This window comes from Aestuariispira ectoiniformans (assembly GCF_025136295.1).
Taxonomy (GTDB): Bacteria; Pseudomonadota; Alphaproteobacteria; order UBA8366; family Aestuariispiraceae; genus Aestuariispira_A; species Aestuariispira_A ectoiniformans.
Window position 1 is genome coordinate 343242 of record NZ_CP062788.1, and the last position, 26361, is coordinate 369602.

A 26361-nucleotide genomic window follows, 5' to 3' on the forward strand; every position below is an offset into this window, starting at 1 on the left:
TCATGCAATCTCCACCTGCGGCTCCACAACAAGTTGCGCCGGATCGACAAGACCCTGCCAGGCGTCGCGCTCCCCCAGCCCGGTGAAAAGCGGAACAAAGCGGCGCGCGGCTGTCTTTACCGCCAGCCAGCGCAGGTCCCGCATACGCGGATGGACATTCCAGCGCAGCGCCGCCCCCTGCCCGGCCTTCAACAGGGCCTTCCCTTTCGGCGGCACATGGCCGGTGAAAAGAAAGCGGCGGCCTTCATAAGGGTCAATCTCGCCATCCAGGTCCGGGTCGGACATAAGAAGAATGCGTGGTGCATCGGGATTAATGCCATCGAGCAGGTCGCAGGCCTTCGAAATTTCCGGCTCCATTGCGGGCGGGATATGGCCTTTGCAGTCTTTGGCAAAGGTGAAAAACGCCTCCCTCAGGGCGTCATCCGGCCCCCAGTCCTCAAGCCCCAACGCCATCAGCCAGAGGATCATCTCAATCCCCCGGCCGGATGTCGGCACCGGCAGAACGACCCGATCCGACACGGCCAGACAATCAAGCAACTGGCGCTGCCCGGACCGAAGGTCGTCGTCATACAGCCCATAGGAGGCATCCGCCAGGACCAGGTCGGCCGCAGGTGGCTCATCAAAGGCAAAAAGCCTGGATTCACGGGAAAAATCACCGGTGTAGAGCAGGCCTGCACCGACGCCGAAATGCAGCCAGACACCGCCAAAGGCATGCCCGGCCCGACCGGTCGTCACCGTGATCCCGTCCACATCGATTGCACCGTTGAGCGGCAGTTCCCTGACGTCATGGCGACCGGGCAACCGGCGCGCCGTGGCCGCCGTTGCGTAAACCGCCGCATCGCCCCCATAGGCCGCCATCGCGCCGATATGGTCACTGTGGTCATGCGTGATAAAGATCGCATCCGGTCGAAGCGCATTGATATCAAAGGGGCAATCGACCCCCAGCCCCGCACCGGCGTCCAGCAGGTAACGCCGTCCGCCCCGGTGCAACAGAATACCGGCAGGCTCTTTCCGGCCCAACCCACCCAGAATTTCCACGGACATTCAGCCAACCTCCAGGGCCCAGGCCCTGTCGATCCGGACCCGGGTAACAGCCCCGACCGCAAGGCTGTCGCCCGCATAGCAGCCCAATGCGGTGCCATCGCCCAGTTCCAGGGAAAGGCTGTAGCGTTCCCCCTTGAAGACGCAGTCACGGATACGCGCCTCAAGCGGGCCTTCGCCGATCCGCACATCCTCAGGCCGCACAAGCAGCTTCTGCGGCCCGCCCGATGCCGTGCCCAGCGCCTTCATGACGACCTCGCCATCCACCATCGTGGCGGGATGCGCCTCGTTGATCGCAACGATGCTGCCATTGCCGATCAACCGGGCAACCATTTCATTGGCGGGTGTGCGATAGAGATCCTGCGGCGTTGAATATTGCACGAGACGCCCCCGGTCCATCACGGCCACCCGATCCGCCAGGGCCATGGCCTCGCCCTGGTCATGGGTCACATAGATCATGGTTGCCCCGGTCCGGCGGTGAAAGGCCCGGAAGGTTTCTTCCATGGAAGCGCGCAAATGCCGGTCCAGATTGGCGAGCGGTTCGTCAAACAGGATGACCTCCGGCTCACCCACCAGACAACGCGCCAGCGCCACGCGCTGACGCTGGCCGCCGGACAGGTCGCGCGGCACACGGTCCGCATAGTCGGTCAACTGCACCACATCGAGTGCCTCACCGACCCGGCGTCGATAGTCGCGCCCTTTCACGCCCCGCACTTTCAATGGATAGCCGACATTATCCGCCACCGTCATATGCGGCCACAGTGCATAGCTCTGAAACACCATGCCCATGCCGCGCTTTTCCGGGGCCACCTGCCGTCCGGCCTCGGACAACAGTTGATCACCATGATAGATCTGCCCAGCGCTGACCTGTTCGAAACCGGCAATCATACGCAGAATCGTCGTCTTGCCACAGCCACTGGGTCCCAACAGGGCAACAAACTGACCCGGTTCGATGGTCAGGGAAAAATCGCTGACCGCAGGCGGATTGTCGCCATAGCATTTTCGGATATCGGTCAGGGTCAACTGTGCCATGGGATTACACCTTTCGGGAGTTTACGGGACGCTGCCTCCAGCAACGCCATCAGGACCAGCACCATCAGCACCACCACCACGGAAAGGGCGGAGGCCAGAACGGTGTCACCACTGTCATCCAGATTGAAGATCAGGACGCCGATGGTCTCGTTACCGGCAGACCACAACAGGGCCGATACGGTCAGTTCGTTCACCGCAATCAGGAAAACCAGCAGCGCCCCGGCAAAGGCAGACGGCGCCACCAGTGGCATCAGGACGGTCCGCATGCGCCGGGCGAAACCGGCACCGGCAAGCTGTGCGGCCTCTTCCAGGGCCGGGTCCATCTGTTTGAAGCTGCTCTGGATCGGTTTGATGCTGACCACCATAAAGCGCGCCAGATAGGCAAAGAGAATGATGCCCAGGCTGCCATAGAGCGAATAATCCGTGAACGGCAGCGGTTTGACGAAAAGCAGGATACAGGCAATCGCAAGCACGACGCCCGGCAGGGCGTAAGGCACCTCGATACAGGCGGTGACAACCTTCAACAGGCGGGAAGGCGCGCGTTCGGACAGATAGGCCAGCGGCAGCGCAAAGACGAGCAGCGCCAGCGCGGCGACGGTCGCCAGAAAGATGCTGTTCCCGATGGCGCGCGTGGTCACACCCTGCGCCAGAAGCATTTCCCTATAGGCGGCAAAACTCGCATTGTCAAAAGTCAGGTCCACGCCATAGGCCGGCACCAGAGAATTGGCCACCAGCGCCAGAAGCGGGGCAATCAGGATCACCGACAGAACGGCCCAAAGCAGCAGTTCCACCGGCAGTCGCCACCGGCGCAGCGAAAAGTCCAGGGTCTTCCCGGACAGGCCCACCAGACGGTAATCACGCTTGCGCGAAATCCAGTATTGAAGCCCCACGCCCGCCACCGCGATCACGGCAACCAGCAGGGACAGCAAGGCGACCTCGGCGATGACATTGGCCCCGAAGTCCGCCATTTTCTGGTAAATGAGGGTCGGCAGAACATAATAGGAGACCGGGATGCCCAACAGGGCCGGGATGCCGAAATTCCCCACGGCGGAGACAAAGGCCATGGCGGCACCGGCGATCAGGCCGGGGCTGGACAGGGGCAGGATGATATCCTTCCAGACGGCAAACTGCGATGCCCCGGAAAGGCGGGCTGCCTCGATCATATCGCCTGGAATGGACCGCAGGCTGACACGAAGCGCCAGGAAAACGATAGCCGCATGTTGAACCCCCAGCAAAAGCGCGATGCCCTCGGCGGAATAAAACGGCTGCGGCGAGCCCAGCGGCGGCGCCAGCCCCAGGATGTTCAGAATAGTGCTCGACGGTCCGCTGAGCTGTACCCAGCTTAACGCCGTCACCTGCGGCGGGATCATCATCGGCAGCATGAAACAGAAAACCAGCGCCCCCTTGCCGCGGATGTCACTCAACGCCACGGGAAAGGCAAAACCCGCCCCGAGCAGGACGGAAATCAGCATGCTCAACCCGGCGGTATAGATGGTATGACCCGCCGCATTCCATGTCGCGGCATCGCTGAAGACATGGAAGAGGTGGGAATCTGTACTGACCACAACGCCGGAAAAACCTTCAGACAGAAGGCGCAGCATCGGCAGCAGGCAGATGCCGGAGACCAGCACTACCAAAAAGGGGAGCAGCCAGCGGGGCTGGCTGCTCGACTGTAGGGAAACGACGCTCATTTTGCGCCAAACAGATCAGAAAAACGCTTTTTGTTTTCGTCTGCCTTATCCAGGGCGACCGCCGGGTCAAACGACATCAGCTTGATCTCGTCGCGCGCCGGGAAGCCTGCGGGAACCGGCATATCCGCACGGGCCGGGATATATCCCTGGTCCAGAACCAGTTTCTGACCGGCATTGGACAGCAGGAAGTCAACAAACCGTTTGGCCGGTTCGACATTCCTGGCGGTCTTCATGATCGCAACCGGTTCGGTCACCATGCTGACACCCTGGGGCGGGAAAACGAAATCGACGTTTGCACCCTTGGCCTTGCCACGGATCGCCAGGAAATCGACCACGACGCCATAGAGTTTTTCGCCGGAGGCAACGGCCTTGTAGACGCCGCCGTTACCGCCCTGCGGGTTAACGCCGTTGGACTGCAACGCCTTGTAATAGTCCCAGCCAAGCTGATCATTTTCCGTCAGCGTCGACAGATGGATCAGGGCCGCGCCGGAATAAAGGGGGCTTGGCATGGCAACCAGGTTCTTGGCCTTGGCTTCCGCCAGGTCCTGCCAACCGGAAGGCTTTTTCGCGCCCTTGGTATTGTAGATGATGCCGGAGGTAATCAGCTTCGTGGAATAGTAATAGCCGTCCTGATCATAAAGCGCGGCGTCATAGGCCTTGCGTTCTGGCGACTTGTAAGGCTGCAGATTGCCGTCGCGTTTCATACCTTCCAGCGTGACCATATCCGCGATCAGCAGGACGTCCGGCTTGGGCTGGCCCGCCGCGATTTCCGCACGCAGCTTGGTCATCAGCTTGGTGGTGCCGTCGCGCACCCATTTCACGTCGATATCCGGGTTTGCCTTGGTGAAGGCATCCACGGTCTGCTGGGCATCCTTGTTCGGCTGGCTGGTATACAGAACAAGTTCATCGTTGGCATGGGCCGCCGTCACCCCGAAGGCCAGGGCGACTGCTGCCGCCGTCTGAAGAAAGGTTTTCATTCCGGTCTCTTTCGATTGACAGTAAATCTCTATGAAAACGAAAGTACCTTCCGCATGTTTCAGGATGATTACAGTAACATTTTTTTCGTTTGACAGTTATTGATCTATCATTCGAAAGTATCGGAAATGAAGCAGGGAGACATGCGAATGACACCTCAGGACCGGCGGGATGCGATCGTCAAATATGTTACGGAAAACGGCGCCACGGCCCTGTCCTTTCTGGCGGATCACTTCGCCGTTTCCGTGCAGAGCATCCGCAACGACGTGCGCCAGTTGACCGAGGAGGGATTGCTGTTCAGGCGGCATGGGGATGTGGCCCCGCCGCCCTTCCGGGACAATATCGGCTATGACCAGCGCGGGATCTGGAATCTTTCGGGCAAGATACATATCGCGGAACTGGCCGCCGGTCTCCTGCCCGACAACTGCAGCATTTCGCTTGGAACGGGAACCACCGTCGAACAGGTGGCCCTGCACCTCAGGAACCATCAGAACCTCGATATCCTGACCAACAACCTGCATATCGTCGTGCCGCTCTGTTCCTGGGACAACTGCAACCTGCTGCTGGCCGGCGGTCACGTCCGCAAACGCGACCAGGACATCATCGGGGCCGACGCCCTGGATTTCTTCAGCCGCTATCGGTGCGATTTCAGCATCGTCAGCGTCGGCGGCCTGGGTGAGGACGGTGCGCTTTATGATTTTAACGATGATGAGGTTCATTCCCGCCGGGGGCAGTTCGACCATTCCAACACCAGAATCCTTGTCGTCGACAGCCGCAAATTCGACCGCCGCGCCCTATGCCAGAACGGCACAGTGGCCGATTTCGACTATCTGATCTGCGATCGCAAACCGCCGCAGGCCGTGCTGGACTGTGCCGCCAAAGGGGGAACAATCACGCTCTTTCCCTGATCGGAAGACCTGGACCGACGCGATGCAACCGGCAGTGTCGACAATCTTTACAATCAAGGTAAATAGATACCTTAATAATTATATTAAGCCCTTGAAATAACAATATTTCTTAAACTGGCCTGCATATTGCTAAAAGTGCACGAGATTTAATTTCGAAAGTTGGGGGGTCATATGACCATGTTGAAGAAGCACCTGTCCGGAATTGTTGCAGCAGCCGTTGTCAGCTTTGCAGCCCTGGGTTCCGCGCAGGCCGCGCCAGTAACCTATTTCGGTGAAGACCTGAACCCGGCCTATGGTATCCCGGCCGGCGGCAATGCACAGACCGCGCATGACAATTTCCATTCCGCGCTGACCGCAGGCGTGCAGACCGAGAACTTCGAAGGCTTTAACGACGGCGACAGCTCCCCGCTGGGTCTGAGCTTCACCGGTTCCGGTTCCACGATCAACGGCAGCCTTAAAGGCAACGGCGAAATTGACGGCAGCGGCAGCGGCCGTTTCCCGACCTCCGGCAGCAAGCTCTGGGAAGCCTCCGGCTCCTTCTCCGTTGAGTTCGACTCCCCGGTTGCCGCTTTCGGTTTTTACGGCACTGACATTGGCGACTTCGACGGCCAGATCACCCTGGCGCTCGAAGACATCACCGGTACGATCACCAATCTGGTGATCAACAACACGATCAACGGCCCGAACGCGGCCCTGCTGTTCTTCGGTATCATCGACGTTGCCAACCCATTCGTCAAAGTCACCTTCGGCAACACCTCTGCCGGCACCGACTACTTCGGTTTCGATGACCTGACCGTTGGCGATGTCGCACAGGTGAAACAGGTTCCGGCACCGTCCGCCCTGGGCCTGCTGGGTCTTGGTCTGCTGGGCATGGGCTTTGCCGCCCGTCGCCGCCGCAAGGCCTGATCGCACACGCGACAATCTGAATGCAAAAGGCGGTGCCGCTTCGGCACCGCCTTTTTTGTCAATTTTGCGCGAACAACCGGCCAAAACCGGGAGCATCCACCGTAACGCCCAGCAGGCGCATGGCATGCCAGGCCAGGACCTGATTGCTGGACAGGACCGGCTTGCCCAATTCGTCCTCCAGCCTTGCGACAACGCGGGCACCGCGCAGGGCCGTACAGGACAGGAAAACCGCATCCGCGTCCGGATCACAGGCAGCTTTCGCCCCTGCGATGATCCGCTCCAGCGGCACGCCCGCCACGTCGATATCATCCTCCATTCCAAAGCCCGTAATGTTGATCACTTCGGCCCCGTCGGCCTCGATCGCGGGCACCAGGGTATGGTTCAACGCATCGCTATAAGGTGTCAGGATTGAAATCCTTTCCGCGCCCAATGCCTTGAGCGCCGCGCGGGTTGCAACCACGGGATTGGTCACCGTCACGCCGGGGCAGACCTCCTGCAGGATCGCCTCGATCCTGTCGCTACCAATGGCGGCACTGCCTGCGGTGCAGGCATAGATCATCACATCCACACCCAGCCCCGGCAGGATATCCGCCGCCGCCCTGCCCAGCCCCTTTTCCATGGCGCGCAGATTTTCCAATGTCAGCGGATTGGCATTCCGCACCCGGTTCACATAAAGACCGATTGTCTCCGGCAGCATCAACCGGATTTCCTGTTCAATTGTGAAATCCGTCGCAAGGGAAATCAGGCCGATCCGCCCGTCCGGCGCGATCTTGTCCAATGTGAAATCATGCCCCAGGCAGGTAAAACAGGTATCCTTCATGTCCTTAGCCTCCCTTCGTCAGGCAATGACAGGCAATTCCGCTGACGCCCGACGGCTCAGCCATTCCGCCCCGGTTTCGGTAATCACGATATTTTCCTCATGCACCATCTGGCGGCCCGGTGCGAAAGCCATGCCCGGTTCCAGCGTAATGACCGCCCCGGGCAGCAATTCCGTTTCATCGTCAGGCGTCACCGACGGCCCTTCGGTCAGTTGCATGCCAAGGCCATGGCCCATACGGCCAACCGAATTGCCCAATGCACCACCGGCCTCCAGAATAGTCCACATGGCCTGCCAGACATCGCACATCCGCGCCCCCGGACGGGCCGCATCGAACCCCGCCCCCGTCGCCGCAAAGACCGTGTCATAGGCGCGGCGGGTCAGGTCGTCTGCATGGCCGAAGGCAAAATTGCGGTCGAAGTCACAGAAGTAACCGTCATAGACCGTGCCCGTATCAATGATCAGCAGATCACCTTCTGACAGAACGCGGTCGGTCGGCCCCATGATGATGCTGTCGTAACCGCCCGGCCCGGAGCCACTGATGATATAAGGTGAATGATCCGCCCCACGGCGCAGAAGGTCGATCCTGAAATCGCGGCAGATTTCCCGCTCGCTCTGCCCGGCCTTCATAACTCCGGGCAAGGCCTCGAAGGCATCGGAAGTGAGCTGGCAGGCATAGCGGATTTTCTCAACTTCCGCTGCCGATTTTACGAAACGCAGCCCTCGCAACAGCGGAGCCGCGTCGACAAAAGGCACCGGCCTCAACCGGTTCTGCACATCCAGAAAGTCCCGCAGCGGCATACGCAGATGACTTTCATGGCCCATGGGCGTGCCAATTGCCCCATAGCGCCGGGGCAGCGCCGCCAGACTGTCGGCCAGCAGGGAGACGCCGTCGTCTTCCGGCACGGGGGCAGGCCAGGTCCGGATATCCTCTACCCAGGTGCTGCCCATGCCTTCCGCGCCGATTTCCGGGATCACGGCAATCGGCTTGCCGGTCAGCGGCAGGATCAGGAACCAGGGCCGGGTCGGGCTTTCCCAGAATTGGGTCTGAAAGCCGGAAAAATACCGGACCTCCGCCTCTGTCGTCAGCAAAAGCGCATCCAGACCCGCCGCATGCATGGCGCGTTGGGCGCGCTGCAGGCGGACCTCGAACTCCCGCAGGGGAAATCCCCGTTCCGGTGCCTGTGTCATTGGCTCACCCTCTTCCAACCGGGGGATCAGGCGGCAATGCTGTCAGGGTCTTGCCCCACCAGCGCCTTGTAGATCGCCGGGTCGGTCGCCCCTTCCGTGCCGATCACCAGAATACGCGAAGTCCCGTCCAGCCCCAAGGCGGAAGCGAGTGCCTGCTGTCCGGCCGCCGCAATCAAGCCCGCCAGGCCCGCCACGGCGGATTCACCCGCCACCACCGGTTCCCCGGCCCCGCCGGAGGCAAGCAACCGCATTGCCGGTGCAACCAGATCATCCTCGATGGTCATGAAATCGTCTGCGCCATCGCTTAAAATCTGCCAGGCCAATTGGGAGACCTCACCACAGGACAGGCCCGCCATCACCGTTTCCTCGGTGATATGGACGGCGGTCGGCACACCGCTGACCGCACTTTGATACAGGCAATCGGCGCGCGTCGGCTCCACGATGACAAGGCGCGGGCGCGCCGTCCCGAACGCCTGCCAGAGATGTGCCGCGACCGCCGCCGCCAGACCGCCAACACCGCCCTGCAGGAAAACATGGGTCGGCACTTGGCCGCCCGGAAGCTGGGACAGGATTTCCTGCGTCATGACCGTATAGCCCGCCATCACCTGACGCGGCAGTTCCATATAACCCTCATAGGATGTGTCGGAGACAATGAACCAGCCGTTGTCGGCTGCATCCTGTGCCGCTCGGCGGACGGATTCATCGTAATTGCCATTCACGCGCACCACTTCCGCGCCATAGTCCTCCACCGCGCGCGCCCGTTCCTCGCTGACCCCGGCGTGCATGTAGATCTTGCAGCCACAGCCAAATTGCCGTGCACCCCAGGCGACAGAGCGGCCGTGGTTGCCATCGGTCGCCGTCGCCACGGTGATCTGCGAGACCAAGTCTTCATGCAGGCGGTCGGCGATTTCCCGGTCGTGAACCGGCTTGCCGGTCCGCTGTTCCACTTCCCGCACTAACAGGCGCAACACCGCATAGGCCCCGCCCAATGCCTTGAAGCTGCCCAGGCCGAAACGGGAGCCTTCGTCCTTGTACAAAACCTCGGCCACGCCAAGGTCTGCCGCCAGACCGGACAGGCGGCGCAGCGGCGTCGGCTCATAGCCCGGCCATTGCCGGATCGCTTCATAGGCCTGATGGCACTGCTGACGGCTCAGGCTGTTGTCCAGTGCCGGGGGATAGGGCACACCCGTCTTGCTGTGGTCGTTATGGTACAGTTGAACGCGGGCGGCTTCAAAGTCGGACAGGGTCATCAGACAGTCTCCTTGTTTGCAGGCATTTCTTCCTGAACAAGACGCGCCCAGAAACGCGCGCCGGTCAGTAAAATCTCGTCGTTGAAATCGTAATGGGGACTGTGCAGGCCACAGCCGCCCGGCCCCTCGCCGCCATTCCCCAACAGCAGATAACAGCCCGGTTTCTGTTGCAGCATCGCGCCGAAATCCTCCGAGGCCAGGAGGGGCGCACAGGCCCCATCAACCTTGTCGTCACCGACCAGCGCCCTTGCCACGGCAACCGCCTTTTCGGTTTCCGCCGCGCTATTGATCGTCGGGGCGAAGACGCGGTCGTAGACCAGATCGCATTTCGCGCCATGGGCGGAACAGATACCGGAAACGATCCGATGGATGGTACCCTCGATCTGCTCCTGCACTGCCGGGATAAAGCTGCGGGTATCGCCGCTCAACACCACCTTGTCGGCGATCACATTGACGGTGCCGTCGGTCTTGAAATCGGTCACCGAAAGAACTGCATTCTGCGCCGGATCGAGGGTGCGTGAAATAAGTGTCTGCAAGGCCAGGACCACTTCGGCCCCGACCACGATGGGATCGACCGTCAGGTGAGGCAGGGCGGCATGTCCGCCCTTGCCGTGGATGGTGATTTCGAAATTATCCTCCGCCGCCATGATCGGACCGGGACGGACGGCAAAATGCCCGGCAGGCAGGGACGGCATATTGTGCAGGGCGTAGACGGCCTGAACCGGGAACCGTTCAAACAGCCCGTCTTCGATCATCGCAATCGCACCACGCCCATGTTCTTCCGCAGGCTGGAAGATGAAGACCACTGTCCCGTCGAATTCAACCGTCCCGGCCAGCAACTCTGCCGCCCCCAACAGCATCGCCGTATGCCCGTCATGCCCGCAGGCATGCATGCGGCCCTTGTGACGGGAGCAGTGATCGAAGTCGTTTTGTTCCTGGATCGCCAGCGCATCCATATCGGCCCGCAGCCCGATGGCCCGGTCAGAGCCGCCCTTGCGCAGAACTGCAACCACACCGGTGCCGCCGACGCCTTCATGCACTTCCAGGCCAAGGTCGCGCAATTTGCGGGACACAAGCGCGGCAGTGCGCGTTTCCTCGAAACCCAACTCCGGATATCGGTGCAGATCGTGCCGCCATTCTTCCATCCGGTCGCGTAAATCCGTATCGGAAACTATTTCATCCCACATCCGCCTGCCCTCGTGATTGCCATTCGGTGAAAGCAGAATAGCCCGCCAGATGATATTATTTTGATTGCATTTCACCGGCTCCGGGATGATTTTCGGAAAAGATTACGTATTTGACGATTATATTCGGATCGATGAGATGGATGATTTTGACCGGAAAATCCTGACCCTGTTACAGGAAAACAATCGCCGCACCGCCGAACAGTTGAGCGATCAGGTCGGCCTGTCGCCCGCAGCCTGCCAGAAACGGATCAAACGCCTGCGGGACAAGGGCGTCATCTCGCGGGAGATCGCCGTCCTGTCACCGGCTGCCGTCGGGCGTCGTCTGACGCTGATCGTGGAAATCACGCTGGAACGGGAACGGCCGGAGATGCTGGACGCATTCAAGCGCAAGATGATGAATACGCCGGAAGTCATGCAATGCTATTACGTGACCGGCAACGCGGATTTCATCATTATCGTAACGGCCCGGGACATGAAGGATTACGAAGACTTCACCCGGCGCTTTTTCTTCCAGAATTCAAACGTGCGCCGCTTTCACACCAATGTGGTGATGGACTGTGTGAAGGTGGGGCTGGCCGTGCCGGTAGAGACCGGCTCCGGGGAAGAATAGGAAAAGCGCCTGTTTGGCCCGTACCAACCAGCCCGGCGGCTGATCAATGCAGACGGCCCATCTCTATCAATTGCTGTCGCAGCCAGTTATGCGCCGGATCGGCCTGGCTGCGCGGATGCCAGGCGGCATAAATGGAATAGCCCTTTGCGATGAAGGGCAGCTCAAAACTGTCGAGGCGCGCGGCGCGGCAGCGCACCAGCCGTTCGGGCAGGGTCGAGACATAGTCGGTCCGCTCCACGACGATGGGCGCCAGCACGAATTGATGCACCGACAGGACCACATTACGTTTCCGTCCAAACGCCTCCAGTTGTTCGTCGATCGTGCCCCGGAAACTGCCGCCGCTGGTCGACACCAGAACATGGTCCAGCGCGCAATAGCTGTCCAGGTCCAGTGCCCCGGTTCCCCGGGGATGCCCCTTGCGTTGAACCATCACGTAGTTCTCGTCAAAAAGCTTACGCGCCTTCATCGTCGGCGGGACCATGTGCCGCGACCCGATCAGGATATCGACATCTCCGCGTTCAAGCTGTGCAGCGACCAGGTCAGCACGCGCCGTCTGAAAGGCGATGCGAATACCGGGACCGGCAATGTCGCGCAGCCGCTCCACCAGGAAAACGCCCAAGGTGATGGTCGAGTTATCGCTGGCCGCAATATTGAACACACGATCATCGGTCATGGGATCGAAACCGGGCGGTCGGCGCACCACCGTTTCAATATCCTTGAGCGCCGCATGAAGCGGATCGCGCAGGTCCAGCGCCCGGGTCGTCGGCAGCATCCCGCGCCCTGTTTCCGACGGCACCAGCAACGGATCGCCGAATAGATCGCGCAGCCGCGCCAGTTGCGAGGACAGGGCGGGCTGGCTGATCCCCAGGCGGGCGGCGGCCCGCGTCACATTCGCCTCTTCGATCAATACATCCAGCGAAACCAGCAGGTTCAGGTCAATGCCTTTGATATCCATCATCGTTATACGTCCAATATCGACAATCGATTTCAGATATACCACAGGCAGCCTTAAATAACAGCGGTTCCCCATCGCTGTCAGCAGGAGGCCGCCGTGCCCGGAAAATCCGTAAAACTGTCCCTCAACCTCTTCAGTCTTGCCTATTTTTCCCTGGGCGTCGGCTCGCTTTCGATCATCGGTACCCTGCCGCAGATCGCCACGTCCATCGGCCACGGCAAGGAAGATATCGCCTTCCTGGTCTCCGTCTTCTCGATCACCTTCGCCATTACCGCCCCGCTGTTGCAGATCGCTTTCGGTCATCTGCCGCCCAAACGTGTCCTTGTGGCCGGGCTTGTGCTGATGGCGGCAGGCGCTTTCGATTCCGCCCTGGCACCCGACTATGGTCTTCTCTTCGCGGCCCGCATTCTGGCCGCCGTCGGGGGGGCCGCCATCGGGCCGGTCGTATCCGCCCTTGGCGCCAGTCTGGTGCCTGACGAACAGCGCGGCCACGCCCTGGCCGTGGTCTTCGGCGGCATGACCATCGCCCTGGTTCTGGGCGTGCCCCTGTCAAGTTGGCTGGGCGCCACAATCGGCTGGCGTGCGACCCTGGGCCTGATCGGGATCATCACCCTGACGGTCGCCGTCCTGGTGGCCTTCTTCGCCGCCGCAGGCAGCGCCGGGCCACGTATCCGCCTTGCCCATCTGTTTGAAGTAATGACCCGCCCGACCGTTGCCACCGGGATCGCCGTCATGGTGCTGCAGATGGCAGGCATATGCGCCACCTACACAATGATCTCCCCGGTCCTGCGGGAACAGTTCGGCGCAGGCGACAACCTGATTTCCATCCTGTTGTTGGTCTATGGGGTGGCGGGCATTTCCGGCAATGTCATGGCGCGGCGTATTGCGCGGATCTGGTCGGCGGACCGGGCAATCGCCACAGCCCTCATCGGCCTGATCGTAGTCTTCGCCGCCTTGTATCTGACACCGGGATGGGTCCTGAGCGCCGCCGCCATCCTCTGCCTCTGGGCGGTCAGCAACGACCTGTTCATGCCGTCCCAGCAACGCCGGATGGTGGAATTGGCGCCCGAGGTCCGGGGCCTCGTCCTGGCGCTCAATTCCTCTGCCATCTATGCAGGGATCGCGGCAGGGTCCTTCACATCGGGCGCGCTTTTCCCAATCACCGGGTTATCGGGCCTGCCGCTGGCATCCATTGTCTTCCTCGCCCTCAGCCTCGGCGCCTTGTGGCTGTCACGCCGCAGCGCCCGGGCGACGTCCGGCGAAACGGTGACGGGATATGCCGTCCACCAATCGCAACAGGAAGGGCCGTCAGGCCTCTGCTGCGCAAAGGGAGCGGCGGCGCCGGAACCGGTAGAATAGCTGAGAGACAGAGCCCAGGAATATGGTACCGCAGAGCACGGGACCCAGGACAAACCCGGGTTCCACTTTGCCCAGGATCATGACCAGCGGCACCGCGCCCGCCGGGGGATGTTCCACGCCGAAAATCATCATCAGCATGACCGTAACCGCCACCGCCGCACCGGCCACCCAGATGCCTTCCACCGGCAGCAGGATCGCAGCAAGGCCGATCATCGCGGCAATCATATGACCACCCACCTGATTGCGCGGACGTGCCAATGGCGACGTCGGCGCGGCAATCAGAAGAACCGCACTGGCCCCCAGCGGGGCCATCAAAAGCGGCGTTCCTGAAAACTCGCCAATCAAACCCAGACCGCCAATCGTGACCAACGCCACAACGCCGCAAAAGGCGATCTCTATCGCGTTGCGGCTGGATTTTCGTCCCTCGGATATCCGGCGCGTCTGGCGGTCGGTAGACATCTATATTACCGTCAACATATGTGGAATAAATTTAATACGCGTCAATTAGCGTGAAATCTATTTCCCGTCCATATTTTTTTATTGGCTTTGCGCTTTTGCCAGTTCGCCAAGGGTCTCGACGGCCCCGGCAATGGTCTCGTTCCAGATATGGCCGCAACTGAGCCGCAGGTGATTGGTATAGCGGTCGCTGGCGGTGAAGCAATCTCCCGGTGCGAAACATATGCCATGGTCAAGGGCGGCCGCGAACAGGGCGCGGGTGTCGAACCCCGCCGGCATTTCCACCCAGAGAACGAAACCGCCAGCGGGCCTGGACACCCGTGTGCCGTCGGGGAAATGCGCCTCTACCGCTTGGCGCATCTGGTCCAGACTGTCTGCGAAAATACGCCGGACCCGGCGCAAATGGCTGTCAAAACCGCCGGAGGCCAGATAGTCCGCCACCGCCGCCTGCGGCAGGGCCGGGCCGCTTAACGTCACGGCCAGTTTGCTATCAACGATGCGGCGCATATACCGGGCAGAGGCTACCCAGCCGATCCGATAACCGGGCGACAGGGTCTTGGAAAAAGACCCGCAATAAAGAACATCCGCCGCAGAGGAAAAACTGCTGAACGGGCGGGGCCGGTTTCCCGCAAAATAGACATCCCCATAGACGTCATCTTCCACCAGGGGCACATTATGGCGCGCCAGAAGGTCGAGCACCGCCCGCTTGTTTTCCTCCGGCATACAGCAGCCCAAAGGGTTATTGAAACCGGATGAAAACAGGCAGGCCTTCACCGGTTGAACGGACAGAGCCTCCGCCAAGGCAGCAACATCCAGCCCCGTGCGCGCATCGGTTGGCAGTTCCAATGCCTTCAGCCCCAATTGCTGCAGGACCTGCAACATCCCGAAATAGGTCGGCGATTCGATGGCAACGAGATCGCCCGGCTGTGTCACGGCCTTCAACGCCAGGAACAACGCCTCCGTACAGCCGCAGGTAACCGCCAGGTCCTCCGGCGCAAGCACCTGTCCCCACCGGGCCGCACGGCGGCAGATTTCGCGGCGCAGGGCCAGGTCACCCCGAGGCTCCGTATAGACATTGTAATTCACACTTTTGGTGCGGGCCGCACGGGCCAGAAACCGGTCGAGACGCCCCGACGCCAGAACCGCCGCACTGGGCACCGCACAGCCCAGCGGGGCCAGCTTGGTATTCGCCGCATGGGCCAACAGATGATGGATTGAACTCGCCTTGGTCACATCCACACCCTGCCGGGGCGGTCTGGAACAGGCGGGCAGGTCCATCCCGCCGTCACCACCGCGGGCGACGTAAAAGCCGGATTGGGGCCGCGCCTCCAGCACGCCGCGGTCCTCCAACTGGCGATAGGCCTGCAGGGCGGTCGTGACACTGGTCCGGGTCTGGCGGGCGACAGCGCGCAGCGACGGGGCCTTCATGCCCAGCCGCAGGGTCCCGCTTTCCACCAGCCCCGTGATGAAATCGGCTACCTCTTCGTATTTGAAGGCGTCATTGTCGCGCATTCCGTTCCGGCCTTCCGGTCAAACTGTTATGATCAATATTGTCAATTTCTGTAACTGTTATTGTTTTTTCAGCAACGCTACAAGGTTTCTGAAACAAATCAGGGACCAAAACCATGACCTATCAAGCCATCAACCTGCAAAACAAGCTCAGCCTGTTCAACAATCACTGGTCGCCGAAAAACATCGCCGCTATGAACGACTATCTGTTCAAGGTCGTGAAAGTTAAGGGAGATTTCGTCTGGCACGATCACCCGGATACCGACGAGGTGTTCCTCGTGCTTGAAGGCAGCCTGCGTATCGACTTCCGCGATGGCGCCGTCACTCTCAATGAGGGGGAGATGTTCGTTGTGCCCAAGGGGGTTGAGCACAAACCCTATGCACAAGATGAGGTCAAGATGCTGCTGATCGAACCGAAAGGCACGGCCAATACCGGCAGCGCCGGGGGTGAGCGCACCGCCCCGGAGGATGACTGGGTCTAAGGCCTCAATTCGATGTAGACAATCAATCCATATATAGACTATATGTCCAAATATGGAATTTCTGTCGACATATAAAAATCTGGCCGATGCCCTTGCCGCCCTGCTGCATCCCCACGCGGAAGTGGTGGTCCATGACCTCGCGACACAACAGGTCGCCTATATGGCCAACCCGTTTTCCAATCGCGAGATCGGTGCGCCGTCGCTGATCGATGATGTGGATTTCACCAGCGGGCAAAGGGTCATCGGCCCTTATCAGAAGCTGAACTGGGACGGGCGGATGCTGAAGTCCATCTCGGTCGTGATGCCGGACGCCAAAGGCGCGCCCGAGGCCCTGCTCTGCATCAACCTGGACCAGTCGGAAATGAGCCGCCTGCATCAGTTGCTGGGCACAATGCTGGCCCTGCCCGAAACGCCGGACCCGGCGGTCGACGGCCTGTTCCGGGACGACTGGCATGAACGCATCAACCAGTCGATCCAGACATGGTTGCGCGACGAAGGGCTGACGCTGCAAAGCCTTGGCCGTGAGGACAAGCGCCGCCTCGTCACGCATCTGCAGGGCCAGGGCGCCTTCCAGGGCCAGGGCGCCGCCCCCTATGTGGCGCAATGTCTGGGGTTGGCCCGGGCGACGATTTACAAATACCTCAAGGAGGGGTCATGAGAAATTTCGAACTGGAGACCTTCTTTTCCAAATGGGAATTCGCCGCACGTTATCACATGACGGCCTCCGATTTCGAAAGCATGAGCATCGCCGAATTGCTGGCGCTGGCCAGCGACGAGGACCGTGAGGCCTTCGACAGCCTCCGCCTCAGCTATACCGAAACCTATGGCAATCCGGCCCTGCGCACGGAAATCGCCGGAACTTACGACACCGCCAATGCCGACGATATCCTCTGTTTCGCAGGCGCCGAGGAAGGTATCTATGTGGCGATGAAGGTGCTGCTGGAACCGGGCGATCATGTGATCACCGTCGTGCCCAATTATCAGGCCGCCGAGACCCTGCCTCTGGCAATCTGTGAGGTGACCGGCGTGCCGCTGGACCCCGACGATAACTGGAGCCTGGATATCGACGCCGTCCGTGCCGCCATCCGCCCCAATACCAAGCTGATTTCCATCAACTTTCCCAACAACCCGACCGGGGCGGTCTTAAGCCGCGACCGTTTCGATGCCCTGATCGATCTCTGTCGGGAACACGGCATCTGGCTGTTCAGCGACGAGGTTTACCGACTGGTGGAACGCAGCGAAGACATCCGCCTGCCACAGGTGGCCGACGTCTACGAACGCGGGCTGTCGCTTAATGTGATGTCCAAGGCCTATGGCCTGCCGGGGCTGCGCATCGGCTGGATCGCCGCCAAGGACCGTGACCTGCTGCGCCAGATGGAATGCTACAAACATTACCTGTCCATCTGCAACAGCGCACCCAGCGAACATCTTTCCCTGATCGCCCTGCGCGCCCGCGATGTGATCCTGGAAAAGAACCGCAGGCTTGCCAAGGACAACGCAGACAAGCTGACCGCCTTTTTCAGTGAATTCCCGGAGCTTTTCGACTGGCAACGGCCCGACGGCGGCTGTGTCGGTTTCCCGAAATATATCGGGCCGGGCAGTACGGATGATTTCTGTGAGGATCTGGTGGAGAAAAGCGGCGTGCTGTTGCTGCCACCCAAAATCTATAAGTCGGACCTGCTGCCGGTCACCTGGAACCGGTTCCGGGTCGGCTTCGGGCGCGCCAATATCGACGAGGGTCTCGCCGCCTGGCGCGCCTATCTGAAGTCCAATCAGATCAACTGATCCAATTCCAAAGTCCAGGGGGCGAGGTCGAGGCCCTGTTCCCTGATCCAGGCGTCGGAGTAATAGCTGTCGAGGTAGCGTTCGCCGCTGTCGCAGATCATGGTAACCACGCTGCCCTGGCGGTCATCGGCCTTCATCTCGCCCATCAGCTTCAGCGCCGCCTGCACATTGGTGCCGGTGGACCCGCCGCATTTGCGGCCCAGAACCCGCTCCAGCCAGTGGATGGTGGCGATGCTGGCCGCGTCCGGCACGCGCATCATGCGGTCGATCACATGGGGTTGGAAGCTGGGTTCCACACGGGGTCGGCCTATCCCTTCGATGCGGGAGCCGGCAGTGGAGCGGATGGTGTCATCGCGGTCCCGGTAATAGTCGAAGAAGACCGAATTTTCCGGGTCCGCCACGCAAAGCCGGGTCTTGTCCAGCAGGCTCGGGTTATAGCGGATAAACCGCCCGATGGTGGCGGATGTGCCGCCGGTGCCCGCACTCATCACCACCCAGTCGGGGATCGGGTTCGGCTCCTGCGCCATCTGGGCGAAGATGCTTTCGGCGATGTTGTTATTACCACGCCAGTCGGTTGCCCGTTCGGCATAGGTGAACTGGTCCATGTAATGACCGTTCAGCCGTTCGGCCAGGGCCTCGGCCTCCGCATAGATCTGCGGGGCGGGCACCTTCACGCATTCGCCGCCATAGAATTCGATCTGGTCGATTTTGCGCTGGGCGGTGCTTTCCGGCACGACGGAGATGAAGCGCAGGCCCAACAGCTTGGCGAAATAGGCCTCTGAAATGGCGGTACTACCGGAGGAGCATTCCACGATCGGGGTTTTCGGCCCGATTTTGCCGTTGCATAGGCCATAGAGGAAAAGCGAGCGCGCCAGACGGTGTTTCAGGCTACCGGAGGGGTGGGTAGATTCATCCTTGAGGTAAAGCGTGATCCCGTCGAAGGCTGGCAGGTCCAGACGGATCAGATGGGTATCCGCAGAGCGGTTGAAATCCGCCTTGATCCGTTCAATGGCTTCGCAGACCCAGCCATGGTCGCAAGCCACACGTTCTTCATCCCCCGCCATCGCCGTCAGGCATTTCTTATCCGCCATGAGACATCCTGTTTTACAGTTAACCTGTGGACTATTTAGCCGGGAGATCACAGACCATCAAGCAGGACATCGTATGCTTACAATTCCCCATATCGCTTGATATCGACCAGCTTTGTGAGCTTTTTCGGCGCGATCAGACCATAGCTGCGCTGTACCACAATCTCTACCTCGCCCCAGTCGGGATCATTATCCAGCCGCATACCGATCCAGCCTTTCGGCCCCACATAGGGCGGACGGAAAAACCGCTCCGGGTCGCTTCCGACCAGGATTTCCTGCACGCCATGCGGCGCCTTGCACCATAGGGACAGCCGTCCGTCCCCGCTTTTGATCATGGCGAAAATCTTGCCGCGGACCCGGAAGGTCGGATCGCCCCAGGTTTCCTTTTCCACCGCCTCCGGCAGCGCCAGACAGAGTGTCCGAAAACGCTCGACAGTTTGATCCGTCATGTTTCCCCCTAATCCAGTTAACGATACGGCGACCGCTGCGGCCGGACCGTCATTTCCGTAACGCAGGCATTGCCAGGCAAGGTTACTGCCAGTGCGGCCATATCCGCAATATTATCCACATGGATCATTCTGTCCGGGTCCAGTGTTTCGGTATTGGAAAGCCTGGAATAGACAAAGCCCGGGTGTATCAGCGTCACACGCACGCCGTCCTCCCGCACCTCCTCGAACAGACTTTTCGCGAAACCTTCAAGGCCATGCCGTCCGGCGCAATGGGCCGCCATTTTCGCGATACCCATTTTGGCATACATGCCACAGATATAGAGATAACCGCCCTGCGCCTGGCGAACGAATGGCAGCGTCAGCGCGGTCAGCCGCATCGGCGCATGCAGGATCGCATTCAAGGTGCGATCCCATTCGTCGAAACTTTCCGCCCCGATCGCCGTGGACCGCCCGCCGCCTGCGGAATAAATGACCGCGTCCAGCGGCCCTTTCGAACCGGCCCATTCGGCAAGGTCCGCAACCTGATCCATATCGGTCAGTTCCGCCAGATGATAGTCGCCGTCACCGCCCTGTTTTCTGACCGTCTCCAGGGTTCGGGTTATTTCCTTTTCGTCCCGGCCGTGGGCCAGGATCGACCAGCCGTCTGCCGCCAGACGCGAGGCAATTGCACGCCCGATGCTGCCACTGGCGCCAACCACCAATGCACGCTTTTCCATTGGCTTTCTCCCCGGTTTTCATGCGACCCCGAAAGGATAACACAGGATCATCACATGCTGGCAGATTCCTGATGCAGCCAGTCACGCGGCGCGGTGCCAAAATGCCGTTCAAACACGCGGGAAAGCGCCGTTGTGCTTTTGTAGCCAACCTGCGGGGCCACCGCCTTCAGGCGTTCACCCGCCCGCAGCTTCTGTTTTGCAAGGGTCAGCCGGACCGACGTCAGGTAATTGCCCGGCGATACGCCAATCCGCATCTTGAAGGCCGCCGCAAAATTTGCACGTGACATCCCTGCCGCATCGGCCAGGTTTTCGATACACCAGTCCGCCGCCGGATCTTCGTGAAGCGCCACCAGGGCACGGGCCAGTTTGGGGTCCGCGAGCCCGGCCAGCAGCCCACGGTCGGTCCGGTTCGACGCCACGCAATATCGCAATAGATAAAGAAGCAACAACTCCACCAGCGAATTCAAAACCGTCATACGGCCGAACCGTTCCGAGAAGGCCTCGTCGAACAGGCTTTTGGCCGCAGCATCCAACCCGGGAACATCAGCAAAGGGCAGGATAAGTTCGTCCGGCAGGCCAAGCAGCCTTGGATGGGCAACCATTGCGTCAAAGGAAAGCCGGGCACAGACCAGTTCCGCCCCCACACCCTCACTGCACAAAATCCGGTGGGGGATGGGCTCTGCCAGCATCACCAGGCTGGGCTGGATGATTTCCACGGGGTCTTTGCCCTCTGTTACCAATGTCACCGGGCCGCGATGAACCAGATGCATATGGCCTTTGTTGTCATCGGCTGGAAAATCCGTGTGACGGCAAACCGATCCCGCAAAGAAAACGCCCGCATTCAACGGGCCGCGATCCAACAATGCGGAAAGCAGATCGGTTTCAGACGAATGGCGTGTTTCTTCAGACAACAAATCACCCCTGCCTTGTCTAACGTGAGTTCATGGGCCGGTCGCCCTTTGCTGTCGGAATATTTAAGGCGGCGGCGCCGGTCGTGGAAATCAAGGCAGATCAACTGAAGGTGATAAGGAGTATTCCCCCATGTCCATCGCATCGAAAATCCTGCGGTCCGCCCTGCTGGCCAGTGCACTCGTCGTCACCGGGGCCGCCAGCCTGCCAACCCTGGCCCAGGCTGCGGAAGAGGTAAACCTCACCAACGGGATGGCGGTTCACGGCTATGACGTCGTCGCCTATTTCACCGAAGGCAAGCCGGTTGAAGGCAAAGGCTCCTACACAGCCAGCTACAACGGCGCGAGCTACCAGTTCTCCAGTGCGAAAAACCGTGACATGTTCATGGCCGACCCGGCCCGATACGCGCCGCAATATGGCGGTTTCTGTGCCTTCGGCACGGCCATGGGCCGCAAGTTTGACGGCGACCCCCAGGCCTGGACCATCAAGGATGGCAAACTCTATCTGAACCTGAACAAGAAGGTGCAGGCCCGTTGGAGCAAGGACATCCCCGGCTTTGTCAAAGGGGCTGATCATAACTGGTCGATCATCGAAACCGTCGCCGACGCCAAACTGGAAAACAGCCCGCCGTCGGGCCTGACCCAGGGCGCACAGTAAGCCTCTCATTCCACCTGCGTTATGGGGTGTGGGCACTCACGCCCCATAACATGTCGGTGAGAACCGCGTCATGTGGGTTACAGGTCGAAAAACCAGCAATATATGTGATTTGACCGGCCCGGAAAAACAGACGCCGGTCAACGTTGAGCAACCAGAAGGACGAGAGTGACCATGAAGACTACAATGACCCTGGCCGCCGCCCTCGCCGCGGCTGTTACCGTCGCCGCCACGGATACCGCCGTCGCCGCGGGCAAGGAAAAATGCTATGGCGTTGCCAAGGCCGGCCAGAATGACTGTGCCGCGGGGCCGGGCACGACCTGTGCCGGTACGTCGGTAATCGACTATCAGGGCAACGCCTGGAAACTGGTTCCGGCGGGCACCTGTGAAAGCATCACAATGAGTACCGCTGACGGTCGTGACGTCTCCGGCAGCCTGACGCCGCTGAAACGCGACCTGCCGAAATCCTAACGGAAAGTCTCCGACAGGCCGCCGGAAATCAAACCGACGGCATCCTGTCGGCGCCACTCAATCATGTCCGAAGCCAAACCCCGAACAGCTTCCTTTCCCCCCGCGTCGCCGCGCATGGTCCCCGCCATGCCGGCACGCAGCGGTGTGGGGTTCAAACCACAACATCTGTCGGCGATCCTGGATGATCCGGGTCGGCTGTCCTGGTTTGAGGTCCATGCGGAAAACTATATGGTTGAAGGCGGCCCGCGCCTGCGGCAACTGGAACGCCTGCGGGAGAGTTACCCGCTGTCCCTGCATGGGGTCGGGTTATCGCTGGGCGGTGTGGAGCCGCTGGATACAGACCACCTGACGGCCCTGCGGCAACTGGTTGACCGGTTCGAACCGGCCCTGGTGTCGGAACATGTGGCCTGGTCGTCTCACGGCGGCAACTATTTCGCCGACCTGCTGCCCATGCCGATGAACCGCACATCACTGGACCGGCTGATAAACAGCGTGGATCAGGTTCAGGAGGCACTCAACCGCCAAATCCTGATCGAAAACCCCAGTTCCTATATGGACCTGCCGGAAAGTAATCTCGTTGAAATCGAGCTTCTGGCCGAAGTCGCAAGGCGAAGCGGCTGTGGCCTGCTGGTCGATGTGAATAATATCTATGTCAGCGCCCACAACCTGCGGACCAGCACGGAGGCCTATATCGATGCCATTCCTGCGGAGCTGGTGGGTGAAATCCATCTGGCCGGTCACGACCGCAGCCAGACCAGCGACGGCCCGGTCCTGATCGACAGCCATTCGCGGCCCGTCGATAGTGCCGTCTGGACGCTTTATGACCGGCTGATCACCCGGATCGGCGCGCGCCCGACCCTGATTGAATGGGACAATGACCTGCCGGACTGGCCCGTGCTTGCCGGTGAGGCCACCCGCGCGGATGCGCTGTTAAATGCCGTTACAGGCGAGGTGGAGCCGGTCGCATGAGCCATGGAACCGACTTCTACGACGATTTTGCCAATGCCCTTCGAAACCGGGACCCGCAATCCCTTGCCGATTACAATGCGGAACGTTTTTCGATTTACCGCAACAATGTCTATCGCGCCCATATCGACGCCCTGGCCGATGCCTATCCGGTCATCGCCCGGCTGGTAGGACAGGAATTCTTCGAGGCAATGGCCCGCGAGTACTACCTTGCTGGCCCCAAAGGCGATATATCCCTTGCCTTGTATGGCGATGGTCTCGCGGCATTCATCGAGGATTTCGCCCCCGCCCGGGGCCTGCCCTATCTGCCTGATATGGCGCGGCTGGAACGGGCGTGGCTGGAGGCGCTTCATGCCGCCGATGCAGACCCGATAAGGCCTGGAAAACTGTCAGCAGGCAGCATCGATCTACCGTCGCTGCGGTTCCGGATGCACCCCACATGCCGCCTTGTGTCGTCAGCCTATCCGATTGTCTCTCTCTGGCATGCCAACCAACCGGACGCCTCCCCGGCAGGTGACATTCAGGCGGTTGCGGAAACCGCCCTGATCGTCCGGCCCGGGTGGGAGGTTGCCCTGCACCTTCTCCAGCCACCGGCGGCCATCTTCACCCGTCGCCTGATGGCGGGCAGGAGCGTGGCCAAAGCCTTTGACGCCGCAACCGGAATTTCCGCCGATTTCGATATCACGCAAACCTTCGGACTGCTTCTCACAGCCGGGGTCTTCACCGCCATCGCAACAGGAGACGAACAGTGACAACGGATACCACGACCCAACAGACGGGGCAGACCGTCAAATCCGGCATCATGACACGATATCGCCACCTGGTCCGGACGGTCGAGGCCACCGGGGACGACTGGCTGATCGGGTTTGCCGCACGGCTTGGCTTTGCCGCCCTGCTGCTGCCTTACTATTTCAACAGCGCGCTCACCAAATTCGATTCCGGATTTCTCGGGCTGTTCCCGCCGTCGGCAGGGGCCTTTGCACAGATCCTGCCAAGCATCGCCGAACAATACAGCTATGATGTGGCAGCCATTCCCTTCTTTCCATGGCATCTTGTCGTCATCGCCGGAAGCCTCACGGAAATCCTGCTCCCCCTTCTGATCGTCGCCGGGCTGTTCTCGCGCCTGTCGGCCCTGGGCATGATCGGTTTCGTCATCGTGCAGACCATCGTCGATGTGGTCTTCCATGGGGTCGGCCCGGGCGTCCTGTTCAACGGTCTGCCCACGGAACTGATCGACCAGCGCCTGCTTTGGGTGTTCCTTTTGCTGATAATTGCCACGAAAGGGGCCGGGAGGCTCTCTCTCGATCATATACTGGCGCGCCAGATCAACCTTTGAGGGTGTATGTTCTCCCGATTTCCTGCGGTCTTGGGCGATTTTTTTGAAACATTATGAATTACGGTAACTAGCTACCTCAACAAATGGTTGTTCCTCCCCTATATTGCGCCCCGATCAAAGATAGGGATTGGGGCTGAGGCCACCACGGTGCCATATTTTTCCAAGCCAGCGACACGATTGAAAATATTCCTGCTCTGCACGTTTGCCTTTGCGCAGGCGGCGGCGGCTTTTGCCATGACCGGCCGCGCCCGGGCCGAGACCTATGTAGTGGGTATCGAGAATATCGAATATATGCCCCATTACAGCGCCGTGGGCGAAGAGGTCTATGGCTATATCCGGGACCTGCTGGACGCCTTTGCCAAGGATGAAGGCATCAATTTCCGCTATCAGGCCTATCCCATCATCCGGTTGTCCCGCAATCTTGCCACCGGCATCGTCGATTTCAAATATCCGGCCAATCCCGGCTGGATCGAACATAGCGGGGCGACCCTGATCTACAGCGACCCGGTCGCGGAATTCACCGACGGGCTCAGCATCAAACCGGAGAACCGGGGAAAGCCGATCAAAAGCATCGCCCTCGTCCGGGGTTTCACACCGCAGGCCTTCCAGAAGCAGATTGAAAACGGTGAAATCCACGTCAGCGAACATGACTCGCTGCGCGATGTGGTCCAGCATGTGCTGCGCGGGCGTTCCGACGCGGTCTATGCGAACAAGAGTGTCGTCAAATATTTCATGGCGAACTTCCTGCACAAGCCCGATGCCCTGATCTTCGATGATCAGGAGAACGTCACCCGGGACAGCTATCGACTGGGAACGATCCAGCACAGGAAGATCATCGAGAAACTCAATCAGTGGCTCGCGAAAAACAGCGGGCGCATCGGCAAGCTCAAGAAAAGCTACGGCCTAGAATAGGTCCTGCCAGACTTTCCAGTCCGCCACCTTTTCCGCCAGCATTTGATATCCCGTACCGGCGGGGTGCAAACCGTCGTTCGCCCGCAACGACGCCAACCATTCCGCCCGCCCGGCAAAATCATCCAGAAGGTCCAGATAGGGCACCTGCAACCGGGACGCGATTTCACCATAGGCCTTGTTCAGGCTCTCGATCCGCTCGTTTGTGAAGCTGAACGCGTGGCCGTTTTCGGACCGGACAGGCATGCGGTCTTCCGCGACCGGCGGCGGGCCCACCCATAACGTCGTCCACAGGGATTTTGCCTCGCCGACAATCTCTTCCACCTGTGCCAGGGTCCGGTGCAACGGGCGGCGCAACGGGCCGCCGTTCACCTGGGCAATGTCATTGAGGCCGAAAAAGAAGACAACCGCGCCCGCGCCATTCACCGGCAGGCGCGCCACGCATTCGGACCGCCAGCGCGCGCCGATCTCAGCCGTGGTCTGACCATGGACCCCCAGATTATAGACGGATTTCAGGGCGTTGGCCGCCGGGGGCATGCCGACAAGCCGACCGGGCCAGCCAAGATGGCATTCATCGCCAACACCTTCGGTGGTGCTGGCCCCAACGAAACAGATATGTGTAACTGTCATGGAACCCTCATTCAGACCCGTGCCCAAACAAGCATGCAGACCCTTTCAATTCAACCGGTAAAGGGTCAACCGGTTAGAG

The 26361-nt window shown here is 60.3% G+C and carries 29 protein-coding genes; 13 read left to right on the forward strand and 16 right to left on the reverse strand.

Annotated elements, in window-relative coordinates; translation table 11 throughout:
- The 4 genes from IF205_RS01620 to IF205_RS01635 are packed head-to-tail and all read right to left on the reverse strand — an operon-like array spanning position 1 to position 4741.
- On the reverse strand, positions 1-1044 hold the full coding sequence (locus IF205_RS01620) for an MBL fold metallo-hydrolase (protein ID WP_259781542.1): 1044 nt from the start codon (positions 1042-1044) through the stop codon (positions 1-3).
- Positions 1045-2073: an ABC transporter ATP-binding protein gene (locus IF205_RS01625; protein WP_259781543.1), complete on the reverse strand. Its 1029-nt coding sequence runs from the start codon at positions 2071-2073 to the stop codon at positions 1045-1047.
- Positions 2061-3764 (reverse strand): ABC transporter permease, encoded by a 1704-nt coding sequence (locus IF205_RS01630; protein WP_259781544.1) that lies wholly within the window; start codon positions 3762-3764, stop codon positions 2061-2063. Before IF205_RS01630 ends, IF205_RS01625 begins: the two co-directional genes overlap by 13 nt.
- Positions 3761-4741, reverse strand: coding sequence for an ABC transporter substrate-binding protein (locus tag IF205_RS01635; RefSeq protein WP_259781545.1), 981 nt, complete (start codon positions 4739-4741; stop codon positions 3761-3763). The genes IF205_RS01630 and IF205_RS01635 overlap by 4 nt, the downstream gene beginning before the upstream one ends.
- A 147-nt stretch (positions 4742-4888) precedes the next feature.
- On the opposite strand from IF205_RS01635, the gene IF205_RS01640 reads away from it, so the two are divergent.
- Together IF205_RS01640 and IF205_RS01645 are read left to right on the forward strand one after the other, a co-directional pair.
- The gene (locus tag IF205_RS01640) at positions 4889-5647 is read left to right on the forward strand and encodes a DeoR/GlpR family DNA-binding transcription regulator (protein WP_259781546.1); all 759 of its coding nucleotides are present in this window, start codon (positions 4889-4891) and stop codon (positions 5645-5647) included.
- Positions 5648-5818: 171 nt separating this feature from the next.
- Entirely contained in the window at positions 5819-6553 is a 735-nt protein-coding gene (locus IF205_RS01645) for a PEP-CTERM sorting domain-containing protein (protein WP_259781547.1), read from the forward strand.
- A 58-nt stretch (positions 6554-6611) separates the two neighbouring features.
- Here the strand turns inward: IF205_RS01645 and IF205_RS01650 are convergent, their stop codons facing one another.
- Genes IF205_RS01650 through IF205_RS01665 form a run of 4 tightly spaced genes read right to left on the reverse strand, consistent with a single transcriptional unit; the run spans position 6612 to position 10998 of the window.
- Complete coding sequence (locus IF205_RS01650) at positions 6612-7373, reverse strand: maleate cis-trans isomerase family protein (RefSeq protein ID WP_259781548.1); 762 nt, start codon at positions 7371-7373, stop codon at positions 6612-6614.
- An 18-nt stretch (positions 7374-7391) separates the two neighbouring features.
- On the reverse strand, positions 7392-8561 hold the full coding sequence (locus IF205_RS01655; protein ID WP_259781549.1) for a M24 family metallopeptidase: 1170 nt from the start codon (positions 8559-8561) through the stop codon (positions 7392-7394).
- A 26-nt stretch (positions 8562-8587) separates the two neighbouring features.
- The gene (locus IF205_RS01660; RefSeq protein ID WP_259781550.1) at positions 8588-9811 is read right to left on the reverse strand and encodes a diaminopropionate ammonia-lyase; all 1224 of its coding nucleotides are present in this window, start codon (positions 9809-9811) and stop codon (positions 8588-8590) included.
- Complete coding sequence (locus IF205_RS01665; RefSeq protein ID WP_259781551.1) at positions 9811-10998, reverse strand: M20 aminoacylase family protein; 1188 nt, start codon at positions 10996-10998, stop codon at positions 9811-9813. The genes IF205_RS01660 and IF205_RS01665 overlap by 1 nt, the downstream gene beginning before the upstream one ends.
- Positions 10999-11134: 136 nt before the next feature.
- Between IF205_RS01665 and IF205_RS01670 the strand changes: the two genes are divergently transcribed.
- A complete protein-coding gene (locus IF205_RS01670) occupies positions 11135-11608 on the forward strand; it encodes an Lrp/AsnC family transcriptional regulator (RefSeq protein WP_259781552.1) in 474 nt (157 codons plus the stop codon).
- Positions 11609-11651: 43 nt separating this feature from the next.
- On the opposite strand, the gene IF205_RS01675 is transcribed toward IF205_RS01670, so the two are convergent.
- Complete coding sequence (locus IF205_RS01675; RefSeq protein ID WP_259781553.1) at positions 11652-12566, reverse strand: LysR family transcriptional regulator; 915 nt, start codon at positions 12564-12566, stop codon at positions 11652-11654.
- Positions 12567-12659: 93 nt separating this feature from the next.
- Here IF205_RS01675 and IF205_RS01680 point away from each other — a divergent pair, with 93 nt between their 5' ends.
- Positions 12660-13922 carry an MFS transporter gene (locus tag IF205_RS01680; protein WP_259781554.1) on the forward strand — a complete coding sequence of 421 codons (1263 nt, stop codon included), beginning with the start codon at positions 12660-12662 and terminating at the stop codon, positions 13920-13922.
- On the opposite strand, the gene IF205_RS01685 is transcribed toward IF205_RS01680, so the two are convergent.
- Complete coding sequence (locus IF205_RS01685; protein WP_259781555.1) at positions 13872-14381, reverse strand: HPP family protein; 510 nt, start codon at positions 14379-14381, stop codon at positions 13872-13874. The genes IF205_RS01680 and IF205_RS01685 overlap by 51 nt on opposite strands.
- Before the next feature lie 78 nt (positions 14382-14459).
- Positions 14460-15890, reverse strand: coding sequence for an aminotransferase-like domain-containing protein (locus IF205_RS01690; RefSeq protein WP_259781556.1), 1431 nt, complete (start codon positions 15888-15890; stop codon positions 14460-14462).
- A gap of 113 nt (positions 15891-16003) precedes the next feature.
- On the opposite strand from IF205_RS01690, the gene IF205_RS01695 reads away from it, so the two are divergent.
- From IF205_RS01695 to IF205_RS01705, 3 genes are read left to right on the forward strand one after another with little or no spacing between them, the layout of a single operon-like run.
- Positions 16004-16369 (forward strand): cupin domain-containing protein, encoded by a 366-nt coding sequence (locus tag IF205_RS01695; RefSeq protein ID WP_259781557.1) that lies wholly within the window; start codon positions 16004-16006, stop codon positions 16367-16369.
- 52 nt (positions 16370-16421) lie between these two features.
- The gene (locus IF205_RS01700) at positions 16422-17027 is read left to right on the forward strand and encodes a helix-turn-helix transcriptional regulator (RefSeq protein ID WP_259781558.1); all 606 of its coding nucleotides are present in this window, start codon (positions 16422-16424) and stop codon (positions 17025-17027) included.
- Positions 17024-18154, forward strand: coding sequence for an aminotransferase class I/II-fold pyridoxal phosphate-dependent enzyme (locus IF205_RS01705; RefSeq protein ID WP_259781559.1), 1131 nt, complete (start codon positions 17024-17026; stop codon positions 18152-18154). The genes IF205_RS01700 and IF205_RS01705 overlap by 4 nt, the downstream gene beginning before the upstream one ends.
- Here IF205_RS01705 and IF205_RS01710 read toward each other — a convergent pair.
- The 4 genes from IF205_RS01710 to IF205_RS01725 form a co-directional block, all read right to left on the reverse strand.
- Positions 18142-19245 (reverse strand): PLP-dependent cysteine synthase family protein, encoded by a 1104-nt coding sequence (locus tag IF205_RS01710; RefSeq protein ID WP_311195726.1) that lies wholly within the window; start codon positions 19243-19245, stop codon positions 18142-18144. The genes IF205_RS01705 and IF205_RS01710 overlap by 13 nt on opposite strands.
- A 77-nt stretch (positions 19246-19322) precedes the next feature.
- Entirely contained in the window at positions 19323-19691 is a 369-nt protein-coding gene (locus IF205_RS01715) for an MmcQ/YjbR family DNA-binding protein (protein WP_259781560.1), read from the reverse strand.
- Between the two features lie 17 nt (positions 19692-19708).
- Positions 19709-20407, reverse strand: a complete 699-nt coding sequence (locus tag IF205_RS01720; RefSeq protein WP_259781561.1) for an SDR family oxidoreductase — start codon at positions 20405-20407, stop codon at positions 19709-19711.
- Between the two features lie 50 nt (positions 20408-20457).
- Positions 20458-21318 (reverse strand): AraC family transcriptional regulator, encoded by an 861-nt coding sequence (locus tag IF205_RS01725; protein ID WP_259781562.1) that lies wholly within the window; start codon positions 21316-21318, stop codon positions 20458-20460.
- A gap of 130 nt (positions 21319-21448) precedes the next feature.
- Here IF205_RS01725 and IF205_RS01730 point away from each other — a divergent pair, with 130 nt between their 5' ends.
- The 6 genes from IF205_RS01730 to IF205_RS01755 all read left to right on the forward strand — a co-directional run bounded on the left by IF205_RS01730 (position 21449) and on the right by IF205_RS01755 (position 25655).
- Positions 21449-21973, forward strand: coding sequence for a YHS domain-containing (seleno)protein (locus IF205_RS01730; RefSeq protein ID WP_259781563.1), 525 nt, complete (start codon positions 21449-21451; stop codon positions 21971-21973).
- Positions 21974-22144: 171 nt separating this feature from the next.
- A complete protein-coding gene (locus IF205_RS01735; protein ID WP_259781564.1) occupies positions 22145-22441 on the forward strand; it encodes a BufA1 family periplasmic bufferin-type metallophore in 297 nt (98 codons plus the stop codon).
- A gap of 126 nt (positions 22442-22567) precedes the next feature.
- Positions 22568-23410 (forward strand): MNIO family bufferin maturase, encoded by an 843-nt coding sequence (gene bufB, locus IF205_RS01740; RefSeq protein ID WP_259781565.1) that lies wholly within the window; start codon positions 22568-22570, stop codon positions 23408-23410.
- Positions 23407-24159: an HvfC/BufC N-terminal domain-containing protein gene (locus IF205_RS01745; RefSeq protein WP_259781566.1), complete on the forward strand. Its 753-nt coding sequence runs from the start codon at positions 23407-23409 to the stop codon at positions 24157-24159. The genes bufB and IF205_RS01745 overlap by 4 nt, the downstream gene beginning before the upstream one ends.
- Entirely contained in the window at positions 24156-24743 is a 588-nt protein-coding gene (locus tag IF205_RS01750; RefSeq protein ID WP_259781567.1) for a DoxX family protein, read from the forward strand. Before IF205_RS01745 ends, IF205_RS01750 begins: the two co-directional genes overlap by 4 nt.
- Positions 24744-24920: 177 nt before the next feature.
- A complete protein-coding gene (locus IF205_RS01755) occupies positions 24921-25655 on the forward strand; it encodes a substrate-binding periplasmic protein (protein WP_259781568.1) in 735 nt (244 codons plus the stop codon).
- Here the strand turns inward: IF205_RS01755 and IF205_RS01760 are convergent.
- Positions 25647-26282, reverse strand: coding sequence for a DUF459 domain-containing protein (locus tag IF205_RS01760; protein WP_259781569.1), 636 nt, complete (start codon positions 26280-26282; stop codon positions 25647-25649). The two genes, IF205_RS01755 and IF205_RS01760, sit on opposite strands and share 9 nt — an antisense overlap.
- Positions 26283-26361: the final 79 nt, after the last annotated feature.

What these genes read in the sequence shown, in the direction of transcription:
- IF205_RS01620 (WP_259781542.1), bottom strand. Translation starts at nt 1,044, where the DNA reads ATGTCCGTGGAAATTCTGGGTGGGTTGGGCCGGAAAGAGCCTGCCGGT.
- IF205_RS01625 (WP_259781543.1), bottom strand. Translation starts at nt 2,073, where the DNA reads ATGGCACAGTTGACCCTGACCGATATCCGAAAATGCTATGGCGACAAT.
- IF205_RS01630 (WP_259781544.1), bottom strand. Translation starts at nt 3,764, where the DNA reads ATGAGCGTCGTTTCCCTACAGTCGAGCAGCCAGCCCCGCTGGCTGCTC.
- IF205_RS01635 (WP_259781545.1), bottom strand. Translation starts at nt 4,741, where the DNA reads ATGAAAACCTTTCTTCAGACGGCGGCAGCAGTCGCCCTGGCCTTCGGG.
- IF205_RS01640 (WP_259781546.1), top strand. Translation starts at nt 4,889, where the DNA reads ATGACACCTCAGGACCGGCGGGATGCGATCGTCAAATATGTTACGGAA.
- IF205_RS01645 (WP_259781547.1), top strand. Translation starts at nt 5,819, where the DNA reads ATGACCATGTTGAAGAAGCACCTGTCCGGAATTGTTGCAGCAGCCGTT.
- IF205_RS01650 (WP_259781548.1), bottom strand. Translation starts at nt 7,373, where the DNA reads ATGAAGGATACCTGTTTTACCTGCCTGGGGCATGATTTCACATTGGAC.
- IF205_RS01655 (WP_259781549.1), bottom strand. Translation starts at nt 8,561, where the DNA reads ATGACACAGGCACCGGAACGGGGATTTCCCCTGCGGGAGTTCGAGGTC.
- IF205_RS01660 (WP_259781550.1), bottom strand. Translation starts at nt 9,811, where the DNA reads ATGACCCTGTCCGACTTTGAAGCCGCCCGCGTTCAACTGTACCATAAC.
- IF205_RS01665 (WP_259781551.1), bottom strand. Translation starts at nt 10,998, where the DNA reads ATGTGGGATGAAATAGTTTCCGATACGGATTTACGCGACCGGATGGAA.
- IF205_RS01670 (WP_259781552.1), top strand. Translation starts at nt 11,135, where the DNA reads ATGGATGATTTTGACCGGAAAATCCTGACCCTGTTACAGGAAAACAAT.
- IF205_RS01675 (WP_259781553.1), bottom strand. Translation starts at nt 12,566, where the DNA reads ATGATGGATATCAAAGGCATTGACCTGAACCTGCTGGTTTCGCTGGAT.
- IF205_RS01685 (WP_259781555.1), bottom strand. Translation starts at nt 14,381, where the DNA reads ATGTCTACCGACCGCCAGACGCGCCGGATATCCGAGGGACGAAAATCC.
- IF205_RS01690 (WP_259781556.1), bottom strand. Translation starts at nt 15,890, where the DNA reads ATGCGCGACAATGACGCCTTCAAATACGAAGAGGTAGCCGATTTCATC.
- IF205_RS01695 (WP_259781557.1), top strand. Translation starts at nt 16,004, where the DNA reads ATGACCTATCAAGCCATCAACCTGCAAAACAAGCTCAGCCTGTTCAAC.
- IF205_RS01700 (WP_259781558.1), top strand. Translation starts at nt 16,422, where the DNA reads ATGGAATTTCTGTCGACATATAAAAATCTGGCCGATGCCCTTGCCGCC.
- IF205_RS01705 (WP_259781559.1), top strand. Translation starts at nt 17,024, where the DNA reads ATGAGAAATTTCGAACTGGAGACCTTCTTTTCCAAATGGGAATTCGCC.
- IF205_RS01710 (WP_311195726.1), bottom strand. Translation starts at nt 19,245, where the DNA reads ATGGCGGATAAGAAATGCCTGACGGCGATGGCGGGGGATGAAGAACGT.
- IF205_RS01715 (WP_259781560.1), bottom strand. Translation starts at nt 19,691, where the DNA reads ATGACGGATCAAACTGTCGAGCGTTTTCGGACACTCTGTCTGGCGCTG.
- IF205_RS01720 (WP_259781561.1), bottom strand. Translation starts at nt 20,407, where the DNA reads ATGGAAAAGCGTGCATTGGTGGTTGGCGCCAGTGGCAGCATCGGGCGT.
- IF205_RS01730 (WP_259781563.1), top strand. Translation starts at nt 21,449, where the DNA reads ATGTCCATCGCATCGAAAATCCTGCGGTCCGCCCTGCTGGCCAGTGCA.
- IF205_RS01735 (WP_259781564.1), top strand. Translation starts at nt 22,145, where the DNA reads ATGAAGACTACAATGACCCTGGCCGCCGCCCTCGCCGCGGCTGTTACC.
- bufB (WP_259781565.1), top strand. Translation starts at nt 22,568, where the DNA reads ATGCCGGCACGCAGCGGTGTGGGGTTCAAACCACAACATCTGTCGGCG.
- IF205_RS01745 (WP_259781566.1), top strand. Translation starts at nt 23,407, where the DNA reads ATGAGCCATGGAACCGACTTCTACGACGATTTTGCCAATGCCCTTCGA.
- IF205_RS01760 (WP_259781569.1), bottom strand. Translation starts at nt 26,282, where the DNA reads ATGACAGTTACACATATCTGTTTCGTTGGGGCCAGCACCACCGAAGGT.